The following is a 22,194-nucleotide window of genomic DNA, read 5'->3' as shown; positions in this document are numbered from 1 at the left end:
TTGGCCGGCCGTTGTTCGGCGGGCCGTCACTTGTGCGAGCCGTCAGCTGCGCTGGACCGTCGGCTGCGCCGAGCCATCACTTGCTTGGCCACGACTCCTGGGGCGCGACGTAGCTCCCACGGTGCGGAACGCTGCACACCCAGCCCTGCTCCCGCAGCAGCGTCACGGCCCGGCGCACCGTCTCACGCGCGACGCCGTACTGCCGCACCAGCCCGATCTCACTCGGAATCGCCTGACGCGGAGCCAGCTCACCGGCCTTGATCCGCTTCCTGATCTCCTCAGCGATGAGCTGATAAATCGGCGTCTGCGGATCCGCAGGACGTCCTCTCGCATCGGGAGCGCTGACGAACGTGCCCTCGCCCTGGCGGGTGTGCACGAACCCCTGATTGCGCAACACGCGAATCGCCCGCCGCGCAGTCGTGCGCGCCACCTTGAACTCCCGCTGGATGCCCGCCTCGCTGATCACAAGATCTCCAGGGGAGAGCTCGGCCATTATGCGCGACTTGATGACCTCACTGATCTGGAGATAGAGGTACGTGTCGCCCTCGCGATTCAGCACCCCTCAAGGGTATACAACACAACAGAGAAAGGGAGGGGGATTAGGAACCCTGGTTTATGGGCCATTTCTCTGGACTGGTCACATATGTGCCCCGATAAGGGACGGTGAACACCCATCCCTGCTCCCGGAGATGCGCAACGGCCTGGCGTACCGTCACCTTGGCCACGCCGTATTGGCGCATCATAACTTTTTCACCGGGAATGGCCCTGTTCGGCGCGATCTCCCCGCGCTGGATACGCTGAGCGACCTCTTCCGCGATCTTCTGATAGAGCGGCAGCTTCGCGGGCGAGCGCGGAGTGCCCGGCCGGCCGACGAACGTTCCTTCGCCCTGAACCGTGTACGCCAGCCCCATTTCGCGCAGTTCCCGCGCCACTCGCCGCGCGGTCGTCCGGGCGATTTCGTAGTCCTTTTCGAGGGTGGCCTCGCTTGGTACGGGATCGCCTGCTTTGAGCTCTCCACGTTCAATCTGATCGCGGACCATGTCGGCGACCTGCTTGTAGAGAGGCACGGGCCCTTCGCGATCTAGCACGCCCGGATTATAGACCAAACCGTACATGCACTACCAAAAAGGAACGCTCGGCAGACCCATGGATACGGCCACTAGACCTGCAAAGACGGCTGGGCTATAGTGAAGCCATGAGTTGGGAAGAGGGCGACCTCCATGGTCGGCACGTATCCGCCGCAGCACTCGCGCGCACCGCCATCACCTGGACACCCGAAAGGCCGCACGGCCAAGTCCGCATCCGGGACTACACCTGCGAATGCAGGCCGGTCGTCTACGAATTGTGCCAGTCGGGTGGCGTCACATTCATCCGCAAGATGACCAGGAAAGGCAAAGAGGCGACGATCGAGGAATACATCACGAGATCCGGCGTGGAAGTGCATACCGTCTGGCGCCGCCTACTGGATCTCGCGTAGAAAGCGACCGTGCCCTTACATCTCCCTTCGAGACCCTCCGTTTCTCGGATCCCCTCGCCCGCCCGCGCACATCGGCCGCTTTCTTGCTGAGCCCCATCCCCTGGTCGCGCACTGCTGGTTGCAGATGATCGCGAGCCCGGCATTCGTCCGATGACATAGAGAAACCCCTGGTAGGCGGATTGATCACCGCATTCACTCCCATCACCTCCAAGGGCCTGAAATCCCGCCGATTCGTCGCACTCAACCCTGAACCCTGTGACTGGCCGGCACCACAAGCCGCCCCAATCGCCCTCGCTTCTCTCCGGCAAACATCGCGCACACGGCACGAACACCCAGGTCATCGCCTCACAAGGCGGGACGATCCCGTAGACCTCCGACGCACCCCCGGACCGAGACCATCACCACGGCCGAACGCGCGAACACCCAGCTGAAGAGCCGGAAGATCCTCCGCCATCGCCGTCGTCGTTCGAAATCACCGCGCCGCGCAGACGACCCGAGGACGATGAAGGCGTTCGTACCTCGGCAACCTGCCGTCGGCCCACCTCCCCCTGACCGGCACCCACCCCAGTCGATTTCGGGAACCGACCCCTCCGCAACCTCGCTGACGGCCCCCCGGCTTCCCCACAATCGCCAAAGACTCCCGGCTCAGACCTGCCGCCAACGAGCCGGGCGACATGGCTTCCGTGTACGAGGGACTTCAGGTGCTCACGGAGCCATGGCTATACGGGCTCGCAGTCACCCGACTGCACCCGTTCACTCGGACAGGCATGATTCGGGCCGTGCCTGTTCATCTCCCGGCAGGCGTCATCCCAACGCACTAGCGCCTGCCGGGCCCAACAGCCCCCGACTTCGTGGCCGGCAGCCGAACGCCCTCCGCTGAGATCCGCCAGGCCGGCCTCGGCGTCCCTGCCCCCACCGCGAGGTCCGCGACGACATGCCCGACAGCCCGTGCGCGGTGGTGCAGGCAAGGAACACGCCGATCGGACAGTCCGCGACCCGGCCCAGGGCGCCTCTGACCCTGGCCGAGCGGAAGCCCTTCTCGACCAAGCCGGTCTCATCCGCGATCAGCACGCCGCCGCCGAAGCCGCGCACGTCATCGCATACGGCGTCGGTGCCCCTGCAGTCGGCTTCCGAGATAAGCGCTTCAACACGTCAACTGCAATCCTCCCAGCTCCGTGGGTTTGGAAGAAGCTGAGGGCGTCTCCGCTCACCACCATGAGGACGCCTTTGCACGCATCAGGCGCGCTCACCCACCAGGAGGACGCCTGAGCGCGCATCAGGCCCTCGGCAGAGCAAGTCACGTTCGACCAGCGGACGACCTTCCGCCAGCCGATGACACCAGGTCGGTCGGCGCCGTACAGGTTCTCTTGTGCATCAGCCGGAAGGCGGGATCAGTCAGCCTTGATCCGGTCGGTGGGGATCGACGTCCCGTCCGGCACCAGGCAGTGCAGCCCATCCCGAATCGTCTGACACAGCGCGTTGGGCGAGCGCGTCGACACCAGCGTCGCCATCTCCTCCATGTACCGCCACACGATCGCCGCTGACACGGTGACGCCCGCCCCCGGTTCGGTCAGCCGACTTGCGACTGCCGCCCTGTCAGCTCAAGTCCCGGCCGAAGGCATGTACATGCTCGGGTGGATTCCGGCGATCATGTCGTGAAATGGTGACGGCCATCGCGTGATCCTTCGAGGGTCTATCGAGAACGAAGGAAAACAAGGCGATGGCCGCGAACAACATTGTGCTGCCTGGATGCCCTCCGTCGCAGCCGATCGGGACCAGGGACCCCGACTTGTATGCGCTCCAGCGTGAGAACAGTAGGAGAAAGATTGCCCAGACCGTGGCATGTCGCGCCTCAACTAGCCTGGACTGCGGTAAATACGCCAATGATCAGACCAATAGGGACATCGCCCTGACCTTGCCGCTGGGTCGACCTGTTTCGAAAGGCAGCCTGATTCGTAAGTGCCCGGCGTGAGCCCCCAAGATCGAGGGCTCACGCCGGTCCTAGGCACTGTCGTTCTCCAGCAACCGATCAAGCCTAAGGCCTAGCTCGATCATTTCGCACCGTAGAGAGTCCAGTTTTTGCGTCATCTCGTGCCGAGCGCATGCGAAGTTCTCGTTGGTCTGCCGTCGAAGGCCGGTGATCTCGAGACCGAGGGCCGCGAAGTCCTGGCTCATTTCCATCCGTACGTCTGCGACCTCGGCCCGCACCTCGGCGACAGCGATCGACGTCGTCAGAAGATCGGACTGGATGGCCTCCTTATGGGCGCATCTGTCCGTCGGGAGGCTCCCGTGCTGATCTCGCCCTCTCAAGTCGCCGGACGTCGCGCCCTCGGGACGGATGCTCGCTTCGAGGATTCCGACACGGAGCTGCAAGTCGAGAATTTCCGCCTCTACGTCCATGTGTCCCCCTACCTTCGCGGTAGCCGGAGGGCTTCGAGCCCTTGGTGGCTCGGCCCCACTTTCTGTGAGCACATAGTGGCAAAGAGTCCATGGCTCTGGCGATCGGACGTCAGCGTGTACGGGTGTGGTTTTATTCGTCGCGGTGTAGAGAAGATCGCCGGTGGGACGAGGTCTCTAGTAGCTGAGGGGTTCGGCGAACAAGACCATCTGCCCACACCTCGCAAACCATCCACGTATGTCGGCGGGGGGCGGAGACTCCCTGACTGACCACGAACGTATGCGCAGGAACCAGCGGCCGATCACGCCAGAGGAGCCCTTTAGATCAAAGCGGGTCTACGGCCCCTGAATGCCCAAAGTTCCTAACTCGCCACAAACTCGCGCTCTTACTCCCTACGCAAACTTCGCGGCAAGTCTTGTCTTTGCCGTGCCTTCCCTTCGACGAAGACGCGTTCACTGCTGTTCGAGCTGCACCCGCAGAGCAGCCAATCGCGCCCTCGCAACCGCCGAGACCAGGGCGATCACGGGCTCGGCGGCTTGCACCCGGGTAGCCTCGCCCAGGGCGCTGATCAGCTCCGAGGCGAGCGCCATGTCGTCCCGAACATCGGACAGCCGCAGCGGCAGCTCCCCAGCGGGAATGCTCGTGTTGCCGGAGCACGACGACGTGGCCAGCCCTTCCGCCTCCTGCGCCCCGAACACCAGATAGCGCATGCCCTCGACGAACTCGTATCCGCAGGCCGGCCCCTCCGCACGAGTCGACACATCGATCATCGCGCCGGCGCCGCCCTTGTACACGTGATCGACGCGGAGCGTGGCGGTGACCTTTCGTTCCAGCGGACGAACCCGCATCACCGTGGCAGTGAAGACAGCGTCCGCCCGCTTCATGTGGCGCTGCGGTGAGGAGCGCAGGCACTGGCAGGCCTCCGCCGTGCCGGCGGAGACCACCAGCGAGGCCGTGACCAAGACGAGTACGGCGAATATGCGCGCGATCATGTCCCTTGGCACGGATGGTGGACATGATCGGTTCAGCCGTCGACCGGCTCCAAGGGCGGATCAGGGAGGATGGGGCGGATCACCCGCCCCCACCTGGTCACTTTCGTGTGATCCCAGGCGATGCGCCTGCCCGATCCGACCCTGATCAAGTGGGCTTCGCCTGGGATCACACGTCTCCGTGGCGTGATTGTGCGCCCTCCGGGAAGCGCAGGACCACGCCACGGCGAGTAACGGCCGGCTGACGTCCATAACGGCCTACCCGCGCGATTAGATTCTCATGGTCATCCTTTGAGAAACTGCTGTTCGGTGCAATATCCAGGATCATTCCCTTTGGCGTTTGCTGAGCTCATCATTCGCGCTGGAATCGATTTACGTGGGGATTCGCCGCCAGGCCCCATCTGTGATGATCAGGTGGTCAAGAAGCCGCAACCCGACCGTGTCGGCGGCCTCGGCGAGCTGCACCGTGGCCTCAACATCGGACGGGCTCGGGTCGAGGGACCCGCCCGGATGGTTGTGTGCGACACCGAACGCCGCTCCGCCCGAGGTGAGCACTTCCCTGATCACCTCACGAATCGGAATCGCCGTATGGTCGCTCGCACCTTCCGTCAGCACCGAACGCTTCAGCACCCTGCCGCCGGTATCGCAGGCCACCACGACGAGCCGCTCCTGCTGCCGGCCTTGCAACAGCGGTGCGCAGACTTGGGCCAGGTCGGACGTGCTGGAGATCCGTTGGCGCTCGGGCGAGGCGTCCGCCCGGCGTACGAGATGAAAGGCAGCGCTCACCCGCGCGGCCTTGGCCGGGCCGAGCCCGGGCACGGCGAGTAACCGATGCGGCTCGGAGCGGCTGAGCGCATCGAGATCTCCGCAGTGCTCGATCACCTGGGTGGCCAGGTCCAGGGCGCTCGACCCCCGGAATCCCGAGCCGAGCAGCACGGCCAGCAACTCCCAATCGGCCAGCGCGGCGGCCCCGCTGGCCATGAGTCGCTCGCGCGGCCGGTCGCGCTTGGACAGGTCTTTGACTCGCATCGGCAACCTCCGCAACCGTTGTATCAACGCCCACCGACAATCTCTGACCTGCGCGTTCATGGCTGCTCTACGCGATTCCATTCGTCCTCAGACATCCGGAACGCCCCCATCACCGCGACAGCAATTGAGCGGAAGCCGCGGCCGCGGCGATCACGACGGATGCAGACAGCGCCGCTACGCGATGATCTCGTGCTGCTCGGCCGTTCCCTCTCGCTCCAGCACTCCGCGAGGCAGCTTTTCGCCTGCGGACCATTCGCAAGCACGGCCTCCCGACATTCGCATCCGCTACCGAGACGGTTTCCGCTCTTTGCTCAGGCCGGTGTATATCCGCATATTTGAGTCTGCCGACCTCATCGTGACGGCGGCCCCATGCTCTGGTGGCGAAGCAGTACGGCCCCGAGCCTGCCCACCCTGACCCAGCTCCAGATACGGGTCTGGACGGCCGCGATCAACCCCGCCGCCCCCTTGGCACTCTGCCGCCGAACGTCCCGTATGTTCCGGGCACCGACGTCGTCGGCACTGGGGCCAGATGGTGAGGGGTTCGAGGCGGGGGAGGAGGTGTTCGGGTGCGGCGCTGTCGTTCGCGGCGGCGCAGGCAGCTCGGCCGGCACCTCAGGCGCCGTGGCCGTGTGCTCGATCTTCCAGGCCCACGATTTCCGCGCCAGACGTCTGGACGGGCTCAGCGCGTCAGGCGTCGGCCCTTCTCAGGCGTCGGGCCCTCCCAGAGCGTCAGTCCGCCTCGGATGTCAGCCTGTTCCGGACGCTCGCATGCATCGGACGCTCGCATGCATCGGACGCTCGCCTGCATCGGACGCTCGCTTATGACGGGTGCTCGCTGACGTCGGGTGTTCGCCGGCTTCGAATGCCCGTCGTCTCGGCGTGCTCGCCAGCTTTGGCGGGCGCGCACTCTTCAAGACACTTGGGCTCTTGGAGACACCTGGGCTCTTCGAGCGCTTCCTCGCTCCAGGCGCTGGCATTTCTCGGCCGCCCGTACTCTTCGGCCGCCCGCACTATCGGGAGAACCGTCGTGTCCCAGGTCCGGGACACGACAGTACCGAGGCGGCATTTCTGGCGTATCGGGCGCAGGGCTCCGAGCCGTCGTACATTCCCAAGCCGCCATACTGTGGCCGGTTGGGGACGACGGCCCGAGCCCACTGTCTTGACCAGGTTGGCCGCGTATCTCGCAACGGCCGTACTACCGGAGGAACACGTACTGGGGTGCTGCGCTGAGCATCCACCCGCGCTGACCGAACGAGGTGCCGAGTGACCTCCACGCTGACCGAGCATGCGGGGGCCCCAAACGGCATGCTTGCTGGCCGAGCGAGATGGCTCCGGGCCGACGTACTGATCGGAAGGCTGTGGCTCCGGGCGAGGTATCGCGGCTCGCCCTGAGCCTCCTGGCCTAGACCGGCATGCTGTACGTGACTCGGAATCGGTCGCCTGGGATGACGATGTCGCTTGTTTCCACGGGACGATCGCCGGCCCAGTGAGTGCGTTCGACGTGCAGGACGTGGACGCCCGCCGCCAGATCGAGCGCGTCGCTCTCCGCAGGCCGGGGAACGCGCGTATGCACGCTCTCGACGACCTCGGTGATCTTTATGCCGTGCGTGTACATCCTCGCGACCAAGCTTCGTCGCTCCTCTTCCGAGTGGGCGGCGAACTCCATCGGCTCATAAGAGGTCGCGAGCTGGAGCGGTCTGCCGTCCCCTCGGAAGACGTAGTGCGTTCGGCTCAGTGTGGTGGGTCCGCTGAGACGTAGGCGCCGGGCGATGTCGGGGCCCGCTTCGATCGGTTCGCTGTGCCAGTCCCACGTCACGCGTCTGCCCTGAGCCTGCAGGTCGGCAGCGAAGGGGGCGGGGTGGTCGAGAAAGCGCCATCGGTAGAGCGATGTGAGGTCGGGGCGTTCCCTGACGTAATGACCCGAGCCCACGCGGCCGATGATGAGGCCTTCGCCCGCGAGCACTCGTAGCGCGTGCCGGGCGGCCGTTTCTCCGACCTGATACTTACGGGTCAGCTGCGCCCGAGAGGGGATGGGCGCACCGGGGGGAAGGGTGCCGTCGGTGATCTGTCGCCGAATGTCTTCGACGACACGCAGGTAGACCGGATCTGAGGTGGCCACTAGTCCATCCCTGGGGGTTCGTGTGAGGCGTTGCCCCATGTTGCCGTATTCGGCAGGTAACCGACCGTCATCGATGGACGCTGGAGCCCCAACTTTGCGATGACGGAAAATTATCGGAGAAACCCTGTAACGCTGATGTAAGGGGTGGCGATTCTCCGATAGAGGTCGTCGATGTGTGTACCCCCGAGCACATATCGGCGACCTCTTCCAATGCCTACGGCTGCTGTGCCGGTGTGAGCAGCCTAGTACCTCTTGATCGGCTGCGTTCTGTGATTGAGTGCACGCACTCTGTTCGCATCGCCCGAGTGAGGACTGATGTCCAACTCGGCCCGGCTCGTTGCCACGTCGCGCGGCTCGTTCGGCGCGTTAGGGCCAGGAGCCGACCGGCTATGGCGCGGTAGAGCTGCCGTCCGCACGCTAAGTCTGTCGGCTGATTTGGCGCAGCAGGTCGCGGAGCTCGCGTCCCCGGTGCAAGGGGCATCCCTCGGAGCCAGCCGCTGTCGCTCGTCAGCTCATCCGTCGCACCTGTCATTCGCTTCTCGGTACGGTCGTTGCCCCTCGGGCGTGTCAACGGTCGAGTGCGTGTCGCCGCTGGTGGCCAAGTCGAGGTCCCCATACCTTCGTAGTTGACTACTTCTTGGTGAGTCGTCGGCCTGTCCGGGTTCGTGCCTGTTTCATGCGGAAGGACTCGCCCTCGGTGGTCACGACGACGCTGTGATGCAGGAGCCGGTCGAGCAGGCTGACGGCGGTGGTGTGTTCGGGCAGGAAGCGTCCCCATTGGTCGAAGGGCCAGTGCGAGCCGATGCCGAGCGCGCGGCGTTCGTAGGCGGCGGCCACGAACCGGAACAACAGCTGCGCGCCGGTGTCATCCAGCGGGGCGAACCCTACTTCGTCGATGATCACCAGATCGTTGCGGAGCAGGTTCTCGATCACGCGGCCGACGGAGTTGTCGGCCAGGCCGCGGTAGAGCGTCTCGACCAGCTCGGCGGCGGTGAAGTAGCGCACTTTGTGGCCGGCGTGGACAGCAGCGACGCCGAAGGCGATGAGGCTGTGGCTCTTGCCCGTGCCCGCTGGGCCGAGGGCGCAGTAGTTCTCGGCGGCGCGGATCCACTCCAGCGAGGCCAGGTAGTCGAAACTCGGGCGCGGGATCGATGATGATCCGACGTCGAACTCCTCGATCGTCTTGATCACCGGGAAAGCGGCGGCCTTCATCCGGGTGCGGACATTGGACTCATCCCGGGCGGCCAGTTCGGCCTCCAGCAGGGTGCGCAGGAACTCCTCGGGATTCCAGCGCTGCGTCTTGGCGGTGAGCAGCAGTTCGGGGGCCAGACGGCGCATGGTGGCCAGCTTCAGCCGGCGCAGCCCCGCATCCAGGTCGCCGGGCAGCGTGGGTGTGGCGGACGCGGTCATCCGGCCTCTCCGATCCGGTCAAGGGCGTAGTCGTCCAGCGACCGCGTTGCCACGGTGGGCAGCGCCATCACCAGCGCGTCTCCGGCCGTGACCGGCTGTGGCGTGCCGGCCCCGGCCGCCAGAATGGAGCGCACGTCCTCGGCCCGCCATCGTCGGAACCGCGTCGCGCGTTCCAACGCCGCGATCAACATGGCCTGTCCGTGCGCGGCGCCGAGCGCGGCCAGCTCGACCAGATCGGCCGCCAGGCGGGTGTTGCCCGAGGCAGCCGAGCCGGTCAGCCACCCCTCGGCGGCCGGGCCGAGCGCCAGGAACGCTCTCTCACCGTCGGTGCGCGGCCGGGCAGCCCGCCGGGGCGCAGGCCTGGGGCCGCCGTAATGCTCATCGCAGATGGCGGCCTCGCCGGGAGCAACCGGCGCATGGTCGGCGACGATCTCGCCGGTGGCCAGATCGGTGACCAGCAGCCTGCCGCCTGCCTCGACGATGGCCACGCGGATGCCGACGAGCCGGTTGGGCACCGAGTAGCGGGCCGAGCCGAACCGCACGCACGACAGCTTGTCCACCTTGCGCGTGATCGGCGGCTTGCCGATCGCCGGGCGCAGCGACGGCAGCGCGCTCATCACCTCCTGCTCAGCGCTCAGCCGCTCGGCGGGAATCGCGCAGATCTCCGAATGCGGCACGCCGTTGACCTCGGCGCACCAGGTGCGGGCGGCGATGTTGGCCACCGCCAAGTCCTCGAACGGCGCTTGCGGCACCACCAGGTCCCGCTTGGCGTAGCCGACCAGGTTCTCCACGATCCCCTTCGACTCGGGATCGTTGGCCTCACACCAGTCCGGGCGCAAACCGTAGTGGGTGGCGAAACGGACATAGTCGGCGGTGGGGATGACCTTGTTGGCCACCACGCCGCCCTTCAGGCAGCCCATCCGGTCGGCCAGCACCATCTTGGGCACCGCGCCGAGCACCTCGAAGCACTCGGCGAGGAAGGCCAGGGTGGTCTCGCCGCGCTCGTTGTCGGCGAAGCGGACGAACCGGAACCGTGACCAGGCCAGCACCGCGCAGAACACATGCAGCCCGCCACCGGCGTCGCCCCAGTCGATGACCAGCATCTCACCCGGCGTCCAGACCGCCGGGCGCCGCCCGCGCGGATGCTGACGCCGCCAGGCCTGCCTGGCCTGGGCGACCAGCCGCCGGAAGTTGCGCGCCGACCCGTCGTACCCGGCGGCCTGGGCCAGCGGCAGCAGCCGCTTGGCCGAGATCTTCCCGCACGTCGCGGCCATCTTGTCGGCCACCAGCTGGGCGACCGGGTCGTAGTTGTGGTTGCGTTGCTTGCGGGGCGGCGCCTTGTCCCCGGCCAGCGCCCGCTCGATGATGCGTTTGACGGTCTTGTGCGTGGTGCCGCACATCTCAGCGGCCCCACGATAGGTGCCCACCTCACGGTAGGCGGCGATGATGTCCATGACTTCCCCCGAAGATTTCATGGCCCGGCAGACTCCCTGAGCGGTGATCAGTGACTGGCTCGACACCGTCACGATCACCGTTCAGGGGCACACCCCCGCCCCACGACACACGGACAAGCACACGAGGACGTGGGGACTTAAAACTGGCCACCAGCGGTGACCTCAACCCGGCCACCTGCGGCTACTTTTGCACGGCCACGGACAGGGCGGCTGTGGACGCGGTGGGACGGCAAGGGCTGCAGCCGACGCCGCATGGAGAAGTGGTCTCCTGTTATCGCCGCAGAGTGGTCGTGTCTCGCAGGGCCACTTTCTCCTATGGTGTGACGTGGAACCCCTCGTCGACCGTGCGTTCAGGCACGTCCCGACGCGGTAGGGGCGGCATCAGGACCGCTGGCAGGCGCCTCCTTCGGACCTCATGAGCAAGAGGAACTCCATGATCGACATCGGCACGCTCCTTCCGTCCGACCGGGACGCATGGGAGGGCTTGTTTCGCGCGTACATCGACTTCTACCAGCGCGTCGAACCGGCTGAGATGTACGAGCGGGCGTGGCAGGAGTTCATGGCGGACACCCGGGTGCACGCTCTAGGGGCAAGGGTGGACGGCCGACTTGTCGGCATCACGCATTTCTTCACGCATGCCAACACTTCGGCGCCCGATACCGACGTCTGCTACCTGCAGGACCTGTTCACTGCTTCGGAGGTGCGCGGCAGGGGCGTGGGCCGCGCGTTGATCGACGCTGTGGTCGCCTGGGCGCGGGCGCAGGGCTGTTCCCGCGTGTACTGGAACACGCACGAGTCGAACCACACTGCACGACGCTTGTACGACAAGGTGGCCGAGAACCGAGGTTTCATCAGGTATCAGATTGAACTTTCGTAACCAGCCCTTCTCCGTCGTATCCATGGATGACGACCAACTCCGCGAGCCGGGCGGGGTGGCCCAAGCCGGGTGGGGGCCGTAGAGGTCTGAGGCGAGACTGGACGTGCAAGGGCCGAGCCGAGGCCAAGCAGCAAGTCCCCGGGCCCGGGGCTGGGTGGCGAGACCCGAGGCAAGGCGGCACGGGCCGGCCTGAACCAAGGCCAGGCAGCAAGGGCTGAGTCGAGCTTTGGTCAAGGTCCGGACGGGGGGTGGAGCAGGCAGGGCCCGCCGAAGGCGCGGAGCGCTGGCCGTTCGAACAGGCCCGCCCGCACCTAAGGGAGCGGCGGCCTCCTGTATGGCTTCGACGACACCCAGGAGCGGGCCAGATTAGGGCCAGAGCTTGGACCAGGGCGGCGTAGCAAAGGGCCGGACTGAGCGAAGCGAGAAGGCCCAGGACCCCGGACCAAGGTGGCCGGGCAAGGGCCGGACTGAGCGAAGTGACACGGGCCGGGATTCTGACCAGGGTGGCGCAGCGAATGGCCGGACTGAGCGAAATGACAAGGCCAGGACTCCGGACCAGGGTGGCCTGGCAAGGGGCCGGACTGAGCGAAGCGACAGGGCCAGGACTGAGACCAGGGTGGCGCAGCAAGGGGTCGGACTGAGCGAAGCGACAGGGCCGGGACTCGGGCCAGGGTGGGGCAGCAAGGGCCGGACTGAGCGAAATGACAAGGCCGGGAGCCGGACCAGGACGGGGATGGCCAGGTCCGAATCGTGGCTGGGGCAGTGAGGTGCCTTGGCGCTGGCCGGGACCGAGTGACCTGGAAGACCGCGTGGTTGTCGTCGGCGACCCCTCGCCATGATCGGCCCGCCCGGCGTGGGAGTCCTCTTCGGCGCCCGCCCCCGATCGAGGGCCACGCTGGATAGGGCGATGCAGCAGAGGCTCGCGTTGCTGGGGTGCCGGCTGGGATGCGCTGTGATTCAGCGGTCAGCGTTGCCTTTTGGGAGCTGGTGTGGTGGATTCGGGTTAAGTGCCGGAAAGTGGTCAAAGGTCTGGGTGTCAAGGTGCTGCGGGCGGAAAATGCGATCATGCAACTGCTACGGATGCCTGAAGTGGGGCGTCGGGACCGGGCTGAGGGGTCGACCAGCGCGGGGAAGCTCGGCGAGATGCTGGCGAAAGGGGGCAAAAAGCGGCTCCAGGCAGGCAAAGCGGGGTGGCGACGTCCAATGGATTTCTGAATCCAGGTAGCGTTCGCACTATGGCATCGCCAACTGGAACCACCGACGCACCCTTCGGCCGCATGTTGACCGCGATGGTCACGCCGTTCACGTCTGACGGCGAGGTCGATTATGTAGGTGTGCGACGTCTCGCTACCTATTTGGTGGATGAGCAGCGCAACGACGGCTTGATCGTGAACGGGACGACCGGTGAGTCGCCCACCACTTCGGACGAGGAGAAGCAGCGCATCGTCAGCGCCGTCCTCGAAGCGGTCGGCGACCGCGCGACCGTCGTGGCAGGCGCGGGCACCAACGACACCCGTCACAGCGTCGAGTTGGCGAAGCAGGCGGCGCGTGCTGGTGCGCACGGGTTGCTGGTGGTGACGCCTTACTACAACAAGCCTCCGCAAGAGGGGCTGTATCGCCACTTCACCGCTGTCGCCAACGCGACCGACCTTCCCGTTATGCTTTATGACATCCCGGGACGTAGTGGCGTACCAATCAAGACTGAAACCCTGATCCGCCTGGCGCAGCACGAGCGCATCGTGGCTGTGAAGGATGCCAAGGGCGACCTGTTCGCCGGTAGCCAGGTGATGGGGGCCACCGATCTCGCCTTCTACTCGGGTGATGACCTGCTCAATCTGGCGTGGCTCTCCCTCGGGGCGGCCGGATTCGTCAGCGTTGTCGGGCATGTGGTGGGCTCCGAACTGGCCCGTATGATCCGCCTGCACAAGAACGGCGATGTCGCGCAGGCCCTGGACGTACACAGCCAGGTGGCCCCCGTGGTAGACGGGATCATGCTGCGCGCCGGTGGCGCAATCATGGCGAAGGCGGCACTGAGCATGGTGGGTGTGCCGGTAGGACCGGTGCGGCTGCCGCTCGTGGACGCAACAGAGAAGCAGATCGCCGAGCTGCGTGCTTGCCTGGTGGCCGGCGGGGTGAAGTTGACAGACGAATAGGAACGGGGAGGAACTGGGAGTTTTGAGAACACGATCTGACCGTGGGGGCCATGCATGAGCCATCCACATCCTGAGCTTGGCCCGCCGCCGGTGCTGCCTGAGGGCGGCTTGCGCATCGTCGCGCTCGGCGGATTGGGAGAGATCGGCAGGAACATGGCCGTCTTCGAATATGACGGGCGCCTGCTGATCGTCGACTGCGGGGTGTTGTTCCCCGAGCCCGACCAGCCGGGCGTCGACCTCATCCTGCCTGACTTCGAATACATCAGGGATCGGCTCGATGACATCGAAGCCGTGGTCCTGACACATGCCCACGAGGACCATATCGGGGCAGTGCCGTACCTTCTGCGGGAGCGGCGCAATATCCCGCTCATCGGATCCAAGCTCACATTGGCCTTGATCGAGGCCAAGCTCACCGAGCATAGGATCCAGCCGACCAAACTCGAGGTCATCGAGGGCGAACGGCACGTATTCGGACCCTTTGACTGCGAGTTTCTCGCAGTCAACCACTCCATCCCCGACGCGCTGGCCGTGGCCATCCGGACGCCTGCGGGCATCGTCCTGCACACCGGTGACTTCCGGATGGACCAGCTGCCGAGCGACGGCCGCCTCACCGACCTCGGCGGCTTCGCCAGGCTCGGGACCGAGGGCGTCGACCTGTTGATGTCCGACTCGACCAACGCCGAGGTCCCGGGGTTCGTCACCAGCGAGCGGGAGATTGCTCCGGTCATCGACGAGGTGATCCGCACTTCCGAGCAGCGGGTCATCGTGGCCAGCTTCGCCTCGCACGTGCACCGCATCCAGCAGGTCATGGACGCCGCTGCCCGGCACAACCGCAAGGTGGCCCTGGTCGGACGCTCGATGGTGCGCAACATGGGCGTCGCTCGCGATCTGGGATATCTCAAGGTGCCACCGGAGCTCCTCGTCGACTCGCGCGACATCGAAGAGTGGCCGCCGGAAGACGTGGTGCTCATCTGCACCGGCTCCCAGGGCGAGCCGATGGCGGCGCTGTCCAGGATGGCCAACCGCGATCATCCGATTCGCATCGCCGAGGGTGACACGGTGCTGCTGGCCTCCTCGCTGGTGCCGGGGAACGAGACCGCGGTCAACAAGGTGATCAACGGTCTGACCCGGTGGGGTGCCCGTGTCGTGCACAAGGGCAATGCCAAGGTGCACGTGTCCGGCCACGCGGCCGCGGGCGAGCTCCTCTACGTCCTGAACCTGACGCGTCCTTCGAACTTCATGCCCGTACACGGTGAGTGGCGTCACCTCCGTGCCCACGCGAAGCTGGCCGCCCTTACCGGCGTGCCCGCTGACCACATCGTGATCGCCGAGGACGGCGTCGTGGTGGACCTCGTCGACGGCCGGGCAAGGATCGTCGGCGCGGTGCACGCAGGGTATGTGTATGTGGACGGTTCGTCGGTGGGTGAGATCACTGACACCTCCTTGAAGGACCGCAGAATTCTCGGCGACGAGGGATTCATCTCAGTGGTCATCGTGGTCGACTCCAATTCGGGCAAGCTCACTGCAGGCCCGGAGATCCATGCGCGTGGATCCGGCATCGACCCCATGCAGTTCGACCAGTTCATCCCCCAGATACAGAGAGCTCTGGAGGAGAAGGCGGCGGACGGCGTGGTCGACATGCAGGAAATTCGCCGGGTGGTCCGTCGTACGGTGGGGCGCTGGGTGAGTGACACGTACCGCCGCCGGCCGATGATCATTCCGGTGGTGCTCGAGGTCTGAGCCTTCTGTCGGTACGGCAGGCGGTCTCGCCTGCCGTACCGCTGAATGCTCGAACGCGCAGCGGCTGTTCGGCGGCGTTGGATACCGGGGTACATCGCCTCTGCCACGGTGCCTGGGATGACCGAGGCGCAGGGCCGTCGTTCGGCCATGCTCGTGGTGGTTATGGTCGTGGTGGTTATGGTCTCGTCGGGTTGGGCTTGCGTCACTCGAACAGGGGTCGCGATGCCGTACGTGAGATGGTGCCGTAGCCGTAGCCGTAGCCGTAGCCGTAGCCGTAGCCGTAGCCGTAGCCGTAGCCGTAGCCGTAGCCGTTGAAGGCCGGTGATGCGGCAGCCGCCATTTGATCGACGGCGGAGCGATCGTGTCGGTCGTGGCGCTGCTGTTCGTGCTGCCCGGCATCGTCAACTATCTGCCGAGATCAGGTGCTGTGCGCGTCTTAACCGCAAGCCGGGAGAACGCGGGACGGCAAGCCAGCGGGCCGGTGGGCCGGTAAGCCAGCGGGCCGGTAAGCCAGCGGGCCTGGCGGGACGGCAAGCCGGTGGGCCGGTGGGCCGGTAAGCCAGTGGGTCGGCGTGCCAGCGGGGCAGTGGGCCGGTGGGCCGGTGGGCCGGTAAGCCAGTGGGTCGGCGTGCCAGCGGGGCAGTGGGCCGGTAAGCCGGTGGGCCGGTAAGCCAGTGGGTCGGCGTGCCAGCGGGGCAGCGGACCGGTAAGCCCGTGGGCCGGCGTGCCAGCGGGGCAGCGGTGAGACGAGTGCATCATGGGGTTGGGGCTCGCATCTCAGACATCCCTTCGGCGTACTAGCCATGCTGCGGCCAGTAGCGGGAGCGCCGCGTAGGCGATCAGTACCGCGAACGCGGCGGCTGGAGGTAGTAGCGAGCCGTACACCGAGGTGGTGATGAGGTCACCGGTGATCTCGCGGGGGAGTGCTCCAAGCATCAGCGAGCCGAGACGTTCGCTCCAGGGCTCTGGAATGTTTCCGATGATCATCGGGATCACGTAGACCAGACCGACCAGGATGGCGATCGCGGCGGCGGTGGATCGCAGGATCGCGCCCAGCCCGAGACCGAGCAGCGCGAACACCGGCACCGTGAGGCTGGTGGCGGCCAGTAGCGGGAGTCTGTCCGCGAACGCGGTGCTGTAGGCGCCCTGGAAGCGGTCACCGAGCACCCATCCAGCGACGAAATAGGTACCGAAGACTGCGGTCACGCCGACGACCAGACCCAGCGTCCCTACGATCGCGGATTTGGCGGCGAGCACGGGCCAGCGGCGCGGGACTACGGTCAGGCTTGTCCTGATCAGACCGGTCATGTGCTCCGAAGTGATGGCCAGCGTGCCCAGAATGCCCATGCACAACTGGGGCACGATGACGAGCACTTCCTCAAGGTCCGCGATCTGGGCGATGCGTTGACGCTCGACAGGCTCGCTGTCGTACATGCCTGCCGCCATTACGGCGAGTGCGAGACCGAGGAGGACGGCACCGAGGCTGAGGGCGAGGATCAGGTACGTCGAGCGGACGGATCGGACCTTCACCCATTCGGAGGCCAGTACGCTCATGCGTCTCTCCTTCTGAAGAGGTGATAACCGATGGCGAGGGCGACGAGGGGATAAGCGAGGAGAACGGCTATCGCGGCCCACGGAGGCAGGAAGCCGTCGCCCAGACGTGATGACAATCGCTCGTCTGCTATCTGCGGGACGAGGTTCGGCAGAAGCAACGTGGCCACGCGGGTGTTCCACGGTGGCGGCAGATAGTTGACGATGCCGGGCAGCACGAACAGCAGCGCCACGACCGACACGATCGCTCCCGCCGTCGATCGAATGGCGGCACCGAGGCCGAGCCCCACCAGTGCGAGTGCGGCTACCGACAACGCGGAGGCGAGCAGCATCGGCAGGTCGTCGGCGAACGAAGTGTCGTTGAAGCCCAAGTGCCGGCCGTTCGCGATCAAACGGCTTGAAGAGTAGGTGACCAGAAGGATGGAGCCGGCGGCGACGAGCGTGACCAGGCCGACGATCCCAGCCTTGGCGAGGAGTAACGTTCCGCGCTTGGGGACGGCGGTGAGGCTGGGGCGGATCATGCCCGTGGCGTACTCGGAAGTGATCGCGAGCACTCCGAGCACTGCCAAGCTGATCTGGACGAGTGGCAGAAAGCCTTGCTCGGGGGCAGCCGCCCGTAGCGAACCGCGGCTTTCGGCGAGGTTGCTCACATAGAAAGTCCAGACCGCCCCGAGGACCACCATCAGGGCGGCCGTGCCCAGGGCGTGGCGCGTGGAAGTCACTGAGCGCAGCTTGAGCCATTCAGAGGAGAGGACCGGCTTCATCGTGCTGCTCCGTATTGAACGCTGTTGGCGGTCAGGGCCATGTAGGCGTCTTCGAGCGATGGGTAGCGGGCTGTGAGCTCCGCGACAGTGGCCTCGGCGATCAGCTTGCCTCGGCCGACGATGACGATGCGCTCGGCGGTGAGGGCCATCTCGCTCATCAGATGGCTGGAGAGCAGGATCGTCCTGCCCTCCGCGGCCAGCGAACGCATGAGGTCGCGAATCCAGCGCACGCCATCGGGATCGAGGCCGTTGACCGGCTCGTCGAACATCAGCACGCCCGGATCGCCGAGCAGCGCCGACGCGATGCCGAGTCGCTGCTTCATGCCCAAGGAGAAGCCGCCCACCCTCTTTCGTGCCACGCCCGCCAGGCCGACCTGCTCGAGCACCTCGGCCACTCGCATGGGACCTATGCCATTGGTGCGAGCCAGGCAGAGCAGGTGGTTGTACGCCGTGCGGCCTCCGTGGACGGCGCTTGCGTCCAGCAGCGCGCCCACCTCGCGCATCGGCCGGCTGATCGACGTGTATCGGCGGCCGTTGACCAGGGCCTGGCCGGAGGTCGGAGCGTCGAGGCCGAGGATCAGGCGCATCGTGGTGGACTTGCCGGCGCCGTTGGGGCCGAGGAAGCCGGTCACATGGCCTGGCTGGACTGTGAAGGACAGCTCGTCCACGGCCAGGGTGTCGCCGTAGCGTTTCGTCAGGCGTTGAAGTTCGATCACGCGGTAAAGGATGCGGGACGGCGGGTCGTCGGCGCGTCGGACCACGGTTCGAATCTCAAGGTCAGACCCTGGGTTGACGTGGGCACCCGAATTCAAGGGCTACCGTTCAACGCGTGGATGACACCGACCTCCTCTTCGCGAGGCACCTGAGCCGTCACCAGCTGATCATGCTTGATCTGGTGGCGGGGCTGGGTTTCGTGTTCGTGTCCTTCACGGCGACCGCCGGTGCCACTGCGCTGCCGCCCTGGGTGCGGATAGCCCTCCCGCTGGCGCTGGGGTTTCCCCTGATCGTGCGGAGACTGTGGCCCATGCCGGTGTTCTGTTTCACGCTGGCGATCGCCATTCTGGCCGCGATGGCAGATGCCTTTGGGTTCGCTTACCTCGCGCCCGCGTACGCGCTCTATCTTGTCGCACTCTCGGGCAGGTTCGGCGCCATGGCGCCGACGTCGGCGATCGGGGCGGTGAGCGTGTTCACGATCGTGGGGCTGACGGTGGCCGGCACGCCGCGTGAGGGCGTTCCGGACTGGCTGTTGCATCTGGATCGGCCGCTTTTGGGGATCGCGGCGCTGGGTGGTGCCTGGACGATCGGCCGGGCGGTGCATGAGCGCCGGCTCTATGCGGCGCGGGATGCCGAGCGGCTGGCGGCGCAGGCTGTGACGGAGGAGCGGTTGAGAATCGCTCGCGAACTGCACGATGTGGTCACGCACAGCGTGGGATTGATCGCCGTCAAGGCTGGTGTGGCCAACCATGTGATGGCTACCAGGCCCGAAGAGGCCCACGACGCGCTGCGGGTGATCGAGACGGCGAGCAGGAGCGCGTTGGTGGAGATGCGGCATTTGCTTGGTGTGCTGCGATCGACCAACGTGCCCGACCTTGTCCCCGCACCTGGTCTCGGAGGGATCGAAGGGTTGGCGCAGCAGGCTCGGCTGGCGGGGGTTGACGTGAAGCTGGAGGTTGTGGTGGCGCCTGGACCAGAGCGTGGGTCGGGCACGTCTGGTGCTGGTGAACGCGGTCAGGAGCATGGTCCCGGCCTGCGGGAAGAGCCTGACGGTAGCTCTGGCGGTAATGGCGGGCTTGGGCGGGGTCGTGGTGGTGCGGTGGGGGTGCGGCGCGGTGATAGTGGTGACGCGGGCCTAGGTCGTGGTGGTGCGGTGGGGGTGCGGCGTGGTGATGGTACGGACGCTGATCTAGGCCGTATTGGTGCGGTGGGGGAGTGGCGTGGTGATGGCAGTGACGCAGGTCCAGGCAGCGGTGGCGAAGGTCGTCATGAGTATGAGGGCAAGCGGCGGGACGAGAGGTCTGGCGGTGGCGGCGATCTTCGGCGAGGCCGTGGGGACGAGGTGGAGGGAAGCCGTGGTGATGGCGGTGACGGGGGTCTAGGGCGCCTTGAGCAGCGGGGGTGGAATGTTGGTGGATACGGCGGGAGCGAGGGGAGTCGGCAGGAGCGCGGTGCGGCAGTGTGGGATCGGGGTGGCGATGCGCCGGAGGTCGGGCGGGATGGTGAGTCGGGCGTCGAGGGGCGCGAGGAGACGTCGGTGAAGAGGGACAAGATGCGGGCGCGGCTGCCTGATGGTGTGGAATTGTCCATCTACCGGATCGTGCAGGAGGCGCTCACCAATGTTGTCAAGCATGCGGCGCCGGCTCGCTGCCGGGTGTCCGTCGTCGCTGATGGCAGAGAGGTACGCATCGAGGTCGTCGATGACGGGCCGGGAAGGCGTACGTTGCCTGCGGTCGGCACAGGGCACGGCTTGGTCGGCATGCGGGAGCGGGTCATGATGTACGGCGGCGTGTTCGAGGCGGGTCGCCTGCCTGGAAAGGGGTTTCGGGTGCTCGCGCGGTTGCCCTACGAGGAGGCTGCGTGATCCGGGTGGTCGTTGCCGACGATCAAGCGCTGCTCAGGGGGAGTTTCCGAGTGCTGGTCGACTCCGAGCCCGACCTGGCTGTGGTGGGGGAGGCGGCGACGGGCGTGGAAGCGGTGTCCATCGTTTTGGAGCAGCGTCCTGACGTTGTGCTGATGGATGTGCGCATGCCGGAAATGGATGGCATCGAGGCCACTCGGCGAATCAAAGACGTGTCCCGGGTGCTTGTGGTGACCATGTTCGACCTTGATGCTTATGTTTATGATGCGCTCCGAGCCGGAGCGAGCGGCTTTTTGCTCAAGGACACGCCGCCGGTGGATTTGCTTGCCGCTATTCGGGTGGTCGCGGGTGGAGAGGCGTTGCTTGCTCCAACGGTTACGCGCAGATTGATTGAGGAGTTCACGCGTACTCCGGTACTGCCTCGGGTGCGAGGGCTGGAAGGCGTCACGGAGCGAGAGCGGGAAGTGCTGACCTTGATCGCGCGCGGGTTGTCGAACGGTGAGATCGCCGTTCATCTGCAGTTGAGCCTGGCGACGGTCAAGACGCATATCACTCGTTTGCTGGCCAAGCTAGAGGCCCGTGATCGGGCGCAGTTGGTTATCGCCGCGTATGAGAGTGGACTGGTTTCTGCTGCGGGATGATTGTGTGGATGAATGTAGCTGGGTGGATTACAGTTGGAGTAGTGCCGGTAGCTTGCTCACGCTGAATTTGATTAAGTTTTCTCGTTAGATTGATCTGGTTGCCATTTTCGCCCATGCCGTGTGTGTGCCGCTGAACGGTCCTTTTCTTTCGCCTACCGCGTCGAGTAGCCAGTTGGCGGTGCTTTCTGCCTGAGCGATTAGCTCGGGTGGGTAGCCGAGTAGGACTTGGTGCTCGGCGAACTCGTCCTGGTCGTCGAGGATGAGTCGTCCGTCACGCATGCGGATTACGTCAAGGTCCAGGTCCAGCATGGTCACCTCGCCGTCGCTCCACTCCGGGACGGTGGTGACGTCTACGTAGATTTCGCTCTTGTGGGGAGGGGAGTTGAATGAGGCCGTCCACCAGGCGTCGCGGGGGAACAGCATGATTGCGGTGGTCTCCCAAGTGACAGGCGGTCCTTCGCCCTTGCGCGCCACGGTTCCGCCGGGCACTTCTGCCCAGATTCCGTGCTCGTCTTCGCCCAGTAGTCGGGCCGAGTGGTTCCAGTGCAACGCTCCGCCGTACTTTCGGTACACGATCCGCACATCGGTCATGTAGGGCAATTTATCCGGGGCCGTCGGCAGAGTGTTCATGAGGGCTTGATGTTGCGCCCGGCCCGTAAGGGGCGGATCCGATCCGTGCAGCGCGGCCGATCGGCTCGGGGCGAGGGCTGCCTGCGGACCCGTGTTGGGTGCTGCTCATATGTTCCGGTGTTGGCGGGCGGATTGGGCGGTGGGCGGCGTGAGCACGGGGTTGGCGGGGGTGCTGCGTAGGCGTTCGTTCGGGTGCTGCCGGGCGGCTGGTCGATGTGCCGTAGCTGGCGTTCGGCGGGATGCGCGGCGGAGATCTGGGCCGGGGGATGCAGGTGGACTCTGCTGGGTGCCTGGGTGCCTGGGTGCCTGGGTGCCTGGGTGCCTGGGTGGTGGAGGAGGCGCGGGGGTGATCCGTGCGGGGGTGTGTCTGGCGGTGTTTCGTGCGGG

General features: G+C 65.9%; 19 protein-coding genes and 1 pseudogene. 7 read left to right on the top strand and 13 right to left on the bottom strand.

What is annotated here, in order from left to right; translation table 11 throughout:
* Positions 1 to 76: 76 nt before the first annotated feature.
* Together ABEA43_RS51465 and ABEA43_RS51460 are read right to left on the bottom strand one after the other, a co-directional pair.
* The gene (locus tag ABEA43_RS51465) at positions 77 to 559 is read right to left on the bottom strand and encodes a GntR family transcriptional regulator (RefSeq protein WP_345573633.1); all 483 of its coding nucleotides are present in this window, start codon (positions 557 to 559) and stop codon (positions 77 to 79) included.
* A gap of 40 nt (positions 560 to 599) precedes the next feature.
* Entirely contained in the window at positions 600 to 1,088 is a 489-nt protein-coding gene (locus ABEA43_RS51460; protein ID WP_345573631.1) for a GntR family transcriptional regulator, read from the bottom strand.
* Positions 1,089 to 1,195: 107 nt separating this feature from the next.
* On the opposite strand from ABEA43_RS51460, the gene ABEA43_RS51455 reads away from it, so the two are divergent.
* The gene (locus ABEA43_RS51455) at positions 1,196 to 1,477 is read left to right on the top strand and encodes a hypothetical protein (protein ID WP_345573629.1); all 282 of its coding nucleotides are present in this window, start codon (positions 1,196 to 1,198) and stop codon (positions 1,475 to 1,477) included.
* Between the two features lie 2,001 nt (positions 1,478 to 3,478).
* On the opposite strand, the gene ABEA43_RS51450 is transcribed toward ABEA43_RS51455, so the two are convergent.
* From ABEA43_RS51450 to istA, 6 genes are all read right to left on the bottom strand, one after another.
* Positions 3,479 to 3,877 (bottom strand): hypothetical protein, encoded by a 399-nt coding sequence (locus ABEA43_RS51450; RefSeq protein WP_345573627.1) that lies wholly within the window; start codon positions 3,875 to 3,877, stop codon positions 3,479 to 3,481.
* 450 nt (positions 3,878 to 4,327) lie between these two features.
* Complete coding sequence (locus ABEA43_RS51445; RefSeq protein WP_345573625.1) at positions 4,328 to 4,837, bottom strand: hypothetical protein; 510 nt, start codon at positions 4,835 to 4,837, stop codon at positions 4,328 to 4,330.
* A 399-nt stretch (positions 4,838 to 5,236) separates the two neighbouring features.
* Positions 5,237 to 5,953, bottom strand: coding sequence for a RadC family protein (gene radC, locus ABEA43_RS51440; RefSeq protein WP_345573623.1), 717 nt, complete (start codon positions 5,951 to 5,953; stop codon positions 5,237 to 5,239).
* Positions 5,954 to 7,295: 1,342 nt separating this feature from the next.
* Positions 7,296 to 8,012: a GntR family transcriptional regulator gene (locus ABEA43_RS51435; RefSeq protein WP_345573620.1), complete on the bottom strand. Its 717-nt coding sequence runs from the start codon at positions 8,010 to 8,012 to the stop codon at positions 7,296 to 7,298.
* A gap of 630 nt (positions 8,013 to 8,642) precedes the next feature.
* Positions 8,643 to 9,422, bottom strand: coding sequence for an IS21-like element helper ATPase IstB (gene istB / locus ABEA43_RS51430; protein ID WP_345573618.1), 780 nt, complete (start codon positions 9,420 to 9,422; stop codon positions 8,643 to 8,645).
* The gene (istA, locus tag ABEA43_RS51425; RefSeq protein WP_345573616.1) at positions 9,419 to 10,897 is read right to left on the bottom strand and encodes an IS21 family transposase; all 1,479 of its coding nucleotides are present in this window, start codon (positions 10,895 to 10,897) and stop codon (positions 9,419 to 9,421) included. Before istA ends, istB begins: the two co-directional genes overlap by 4 nt.
* Positions 10,898 to 11,309: 412 nt before the next feature.
* Between istA and ABEA43_RS51420 the strand changes: the two genes are divergently transcribed.
* The 3 genes from ABEA43_RS51420 (at position 11,310) to ABEA43_RS51410 (ending at position 15,646) form a co-directional block, all read left to right on the top strand.
* Positions 11,310 to 11,753: a GNAT family N-acetyltransferase gene (locus tag ABEA43_RS51420; protein WP_345573614.1), complete on the top strand. Its 444-nt coding sequence runs from the start codon at positions 11,310 to 11,312 to the stop codon at positions 11,751 to 11,753.
* Positions 11,754 to 12,988: 1,235 nt separating this feature from the next.
* Complete coding sequence (gene dapA, locus ABEA43_RS51415; RefSeq protein ID WP_345573612.1) at positions 12,989 to 13,906, top strand: 4-hydroxy-tetrahydrodipicolinate synthase; 918 nt, start codon at positions 12,989 to 12,991, stop codon at positions 13,904 to 13,906.
* Between the two features lie 54 nt (positions 13,907 to 13,960).
* Complete coding sequence (locus ABEA43_RS51410; RefSeq protein ID WP_345573610.1) at positions 13,961 to 15,646, top strand: ribonuclease J; 1,686 nt, start codon at positions 13,961 to 13,963, stop codon at positions 15,644 to 15,646.
* A 202-nt stretch (positions 15,647 to 15,848) separates the two neighbouring features.
* On the opposite strand, the gene ABEA43_RS51405 is transcribed toward ABEA43_RS51410, so the two are convergent.
* Entirely contained in the window at positions 15,849 to 15,986 is a 138-nt protein-coding gene (locus ABEA43_RS51405) for a hypothetical protein (RefSeq protein ID WP_345573608.1), read from the bottom strand.
* A 30-nt stretch (positions 15,987 to 16,016) separates the two neighbouring features.
* Between ABEA43_RS51405 and ABEA43_RS51400 the strand changes: the two genes are divergently transcribed.
* On the top strand, positions 16,017 to 16,139 hold the full coding sequence (locus ABEA43_RS51400; protein WP_345573606.1) for a hypothetical protein: 123 nt from the start codon (positions 16,017 to 16,019) through the stop codon (positions 16,137 to 16,139).
* A gap of 284 nt (positions 16,140 to 16,423) precedes the next feature.
* On the opposite strand, the gene ABEA43_RS51395 is transcribed toward ABEA43_RS51400, so the two are convergent.
* The 3 genes and pseudogenes from ABEA43_RS51395 to ABEA43_RS51385 form a co-directional block, all read right to left on the bottom strand.
* Positions 16,424 to 17,200, bottom strand: coding sequence for an ABC transporter permease (locus ABEA43_RS51395; RefSeq protein ID WP_345573603.1), 777 nt, complete (start codon positions 17,198 to 17,200; stop codon positions 16,424 to 16,426).
* The gene (locus ABEA43_RS51390; RefSeq protein ID WP_345573601.1) at positions 17,197 to 17,961 is read right to left on the bottom strand and encodes an ABC transporter permease subunit; all 765 of its coding nucleotides are present in this window, start codon (positions 17,959 to 17,961) and stop codon (positions 17,197 to 17,199) included. The genes ABEA43_RS51395 and ABEA43_RS51390 overlap by 4 nt, the downstream gene beginning before the upstream one ends.
* Positions 17,962 to 18,023: 62 nt before the next feature.
* A pseudogene (locus ABEA43_RS51385) lies at positions 18,024 to 18,677 on the bottom strand (ABC transporter ATP-binding protein); the annotation flags it as partial.
* 113 nt (positions 18,678 to 18,790) lie between these two features.
* Here ABEA43_RS51385 and ABEA43_RS51380 point away from each other — a divergent pair.
* Positions 18,791 to 20,539 carry a sensor histidine kinase gene (locus ABEA43_RS51380; protein WP_345573597.1) on the top strand — a complete coding sequence of 583 codons (1,749 nt, stop codon included), beginning with the start codon at positions 18,791 to 18,793 and terminating at the stop codon, positions 20,537 to 20,539.
* Complete coding sequence (locus ABEA43_RS51375; protein WP_345573595.1) at positions 20,536 to 21,177, top strand: response regulator; 642 nt, start codon at positions 20,536 to 20,538, stop codon at positions 21,175 to 21,177. Before ABEA43_RS51380 ends, ABEA43_RS51375 begins: the two co-directional genes overlap by 4 nt.
* Positions 21,178 to 21,261: 84 nt before the next feature.
* On the opposite strand, the gene ABEA43_RS51370 is transcribed toward ABEA43_RS51375, so the two are convergent.
* Positions 21,262 to 21,807, bottom strand: a complete 546-nt coding sequence (locus tag ABEA43_RS51370; RefSeq protein WP_345573593.1) for a DUF402 domain-containing protein — start codon at positions 21,805 to 21,807, stop codon at positions 21,262 to 21,264.
* Positions 21,808 to 22,194: the final 387 nt, after the last annotated feature.

The sequence above is a fragment of the Nonomuraea rosea genome (genome assembly GCF_039539705.1).
GTDB lineage: Bacteria > Actinomycetota > Actinomycetes > Streptosporangiales > Streptosporangiaceae > Nonomuraea > Nonomuraea rosea.
This window is presented reverse-complemented; position numbering and strand designations above follow the sequence as displayed.